General features: G+C 62.5%; 2 protein-coding genes. Both read right to left on the minus strand.

Features of this window, described 5'->3' with window-relative positions; all coding sequences use genetic code 11:
* Window positions 1–506, minus strand: a 506-nt coding sequence (locus Q0H50_RS09050; protein ID WP_294421613.1) for a 4Fe-4S dicluster domain-containing protein, incomplete at its 3' end; no start/stop codon positions are given.
* Between the two features lie 11 nt (window positions 507–517).
* Window positions 518–3,138: molybdopterin-dependent oxidoreductase (locus Q0H50_RS09055; protein ID WP_294421618.1), on the minus strand; the 2,621-nt coding region annotated here is incomplete at its 5' end.

Raw genomic sequence — 3,138 nt, forward strand, 5'->3', positions numbered from 1 at the left:
AAGGCGTTGGGCTGGCATGCGGAAACGCAGGCCGGCGCCATGCCATGGGCAACGCGGTCGGCGCAACCCGTGCACTTGTCGATGACGGTCTTGTCGAGAAGCCCGTTGGACTCGTAACGCGGCACATCGAACGGGCAGGCGCTGTGGCAGTACTGGCAGCCGACGCACTTGTCCTGATAAACCTCGACGAAACCGGTCTCCTCGTTGCGCACCAGCGCGCCGCCGGGGCATACCGAAGCGCACGGGGCGTCGGTGCAATGCTGGCAAGCGCGGCGGCCGAACGCCCACTTCACCGGCTTGATCTTGCTGTCGCCCTCAAGCTCGTTGAAGGTGATGATCAGGCGCGTGTCGCCGTTGAGGTCGGCCGGGTTCTGATGCGTGCCGGACCATTTGGCCTCGTTCGTGCCCAGGGGGCTCGGCAGGTTGTTCCACGTCTTGCAGGCAACCTGGCAGCCCTTGCAGGCGGTGCACTTGGAGGAATCGAAATATACAGCCTTTTCAGTCATGTCAATCCCCCTTATGCCTTCTCGATATCAACGAGGAACGCCTTGTATTCGGGCGTGAACGAGTTCGGGTCGCCGACGTTGGGCGTCAAGTCGTTGACCAGGTCGCCCGTGCCGTACAGATCGGCCCAGCCGAAGTGGTGGGTCAAGCCGACCTGGTGCTGCACCTTGCCGTTGATGTTCATCGGCTGCAGGCGCTTGGTGACCAGGGCGGGAACCACGACAGAGCCGCGGTTATTGAACACGCGCACGTCATCGCCGTTCTTGATGCCCTTCTCGGCAGCGAACTCCTCGCTCATTTCCACGAACTGGGACGGCATGGACTCCACCAGCGCCGGGCACAGACGCGTCTGGCCGCCAGTCTGCCAATGCTCGGTGACGGAGTACGTGGTGGCCACGATCGGGTACTGCTCCTTGGTGCCCTGCTTCGTGGATGCGTACTGCGTGCCGAATGCGCACGGGTTATGGAACGCGCCGTTAAGCGGGTTGTCGTCGCACGGCGACTCGAACGGCTCGAAGTGCTCGGGCAGCGGGCCGTCGACCATGCCATAACTCTCCAGGCGTGCGTTCTGCTCCCAGAGCATGAAGAAAGTCTTGTTGTTCGGCGGGACCGGCTTGCCGTCCTTGGCGGCCACGAAGTCGGCCTGGTCGACCAGGATCCACTTCTCGCCGTTCCACTCCATGAGCTTCTTGTCCTCGTTCCAAGGCTTGCCCTGCATGTCGCAGCTGTTGCGGTTGTACAGGATGCGGCGGTTGCTCGGCCAGCTGAACGCCCCCTCGGAGTTCAGGCCGATACCGGACTTGTCCTCGGTGTTGCGGCGGCACAGCGGCTGCTCGGCGGGGTCGAGCGGAGCGTCGTTGTTGTTCCACATGCCGGAGTAGATCCACATCGCGCAAGCGGTGGAGCCGTCGGCGCCCAGATCGGCGTAGCCCTTGAGCAGGTCGGTCTTCGGGTTCGCGGAGCTGGTGTTGCACTCGGTGCCCGCCACGCGGTAGCCGTTGAGGGCCCATGCCACGGGGCGCGGGTCGATCTTGCCGTCCACGTAGTAGTCCCACTTGGTCTTGAGGATCGGGTCGGGGTTGGCGCCGCCCTCCCTCTTGTACAGGTCGCAGATGGCGGTCCAGATCAGGTCGCACATCTCGTAGTCGGGCTTGGCCTGGTCCCACGGCTCGACGGCCTGGTAGCGGTACTGGATCCAGCGGCCGGAGTTCAAGATGATGCCCGGCTTCTCATAGATCAGCGCGCACGGTAGGTAGTAGACCGTGGTGTCGATCTCGGACGGGTTCATATCCGGGGCGTTCCAGAAGCTGGCGGACTCGGTGATGACCTGGTCGGCGACGACCAGCCAATCGAGGTTTGCCATGGAGCGGCGCACGTTGCCGGCGTTCGGGGCAGAATGGCAGGGGTTCATACCCCAGTTGAAGTAGCCCTTGATGACGCCCTGCTGCATGAGCTCGAACGTGGAGATGTGCGTCCAGTCCTTGATCTCGGCGTCGGCGTGCGAGGGGACCTTGGGCCACCAGTCGTAGCCGTAGTCGTTCTCGACGGTGGCGTTCTCGCCGAAGAACTCCTTGAGCTGGCTGACGATGAACTTGGGCTTGTTGGTGTAGTAACCGTCGGAGTAGGTCTGGCTCTCGAGCCAAGAACGCAGGTCCTTGCGGTCGGTGGTGTTGGCCCACTTGAGGTAAGCGGGCTGCTCCTGCACCAGCATGCCCATGTCCGTGGCGCCCTGAACGTTGGGCTCGCCGCGCAGGGCCGCCACGCCGCCGCCGGGGACGCCGACGTTGCCGAGGAGCAGCTGCAGGATGGACATGGCGCGGGTGTTCTGGGCGCCGTAGGTGTGCTGCGTCTGGCCAAGGGCGTACAGGATGACGCCGGCCTTGCCGCGGGCGCCGGACTGAGCGTAGGTGGAGTAGACGGTCTCGAGCTGCTCAAGCGTCATGCCGCAGGTACGGGAGACAGTCTCCATGTCGTAGCGGCTGTAGTGCTTCTTGAACTGCTGGTAGACGCACATCTCGTCGGTGAGGGTGGCGTCCTTCTTGGGGACGGTGAGCACCGGCGGGGTGAACTCGGGAACCTCGGGATTGAGCTCGTGGCTGGCCCACTCGTAGGTGCCGCCCTTCGAGGTATCCCACACAACTTCCTCGGCAGTCTGATAGTGCCAGGAATGGTTGCTGTACTTCTCGGTCTCCTCGTCCCAACCGCTGAACAGACCAGTCTCGACGTCAAACTCGAACTCGGGGTCGAGCAGGTAAGAGACGTTGGTGTAGTTGAGGAGGTACTCGAAGTTGTATGTATCGAGTAGCGCCTGGCGAGCCTCTTCGTCGTTGTTCTCCACAGCCTCAAGGTAAGCCTCAAGGTTAGGATCAATGAGGTTGTCGCAAATGTACTTGTACAGGCCGCCATAGAATGCGATGTCAGTACCCGAACGGATGGGGCAGTAGATGTCCGCCATCTCGGCAGTACGGGTATAGCGCGGATCGACGACGATCCACGTAGCGCCCTTCTCGTGGGCCTTGTTGAGCCACTTGGCGCTGACGGGGTGGTTCTCAACGGAGTTGGAACCGATGTTCAGAATGAAGTCGGTGTTTTGGAAGTCACACCAGTGCGTGGTCATAGAGCCACGGCCGAATG

The organism is uncultured Senegalimassilia sp. (assembly GCF_934632265.1).
Lineage (GTDB): Bacteria > Actinomycetota > Coriobacteriia > Coriobacteriales > Eggerthellaceae > Senegalimassilia.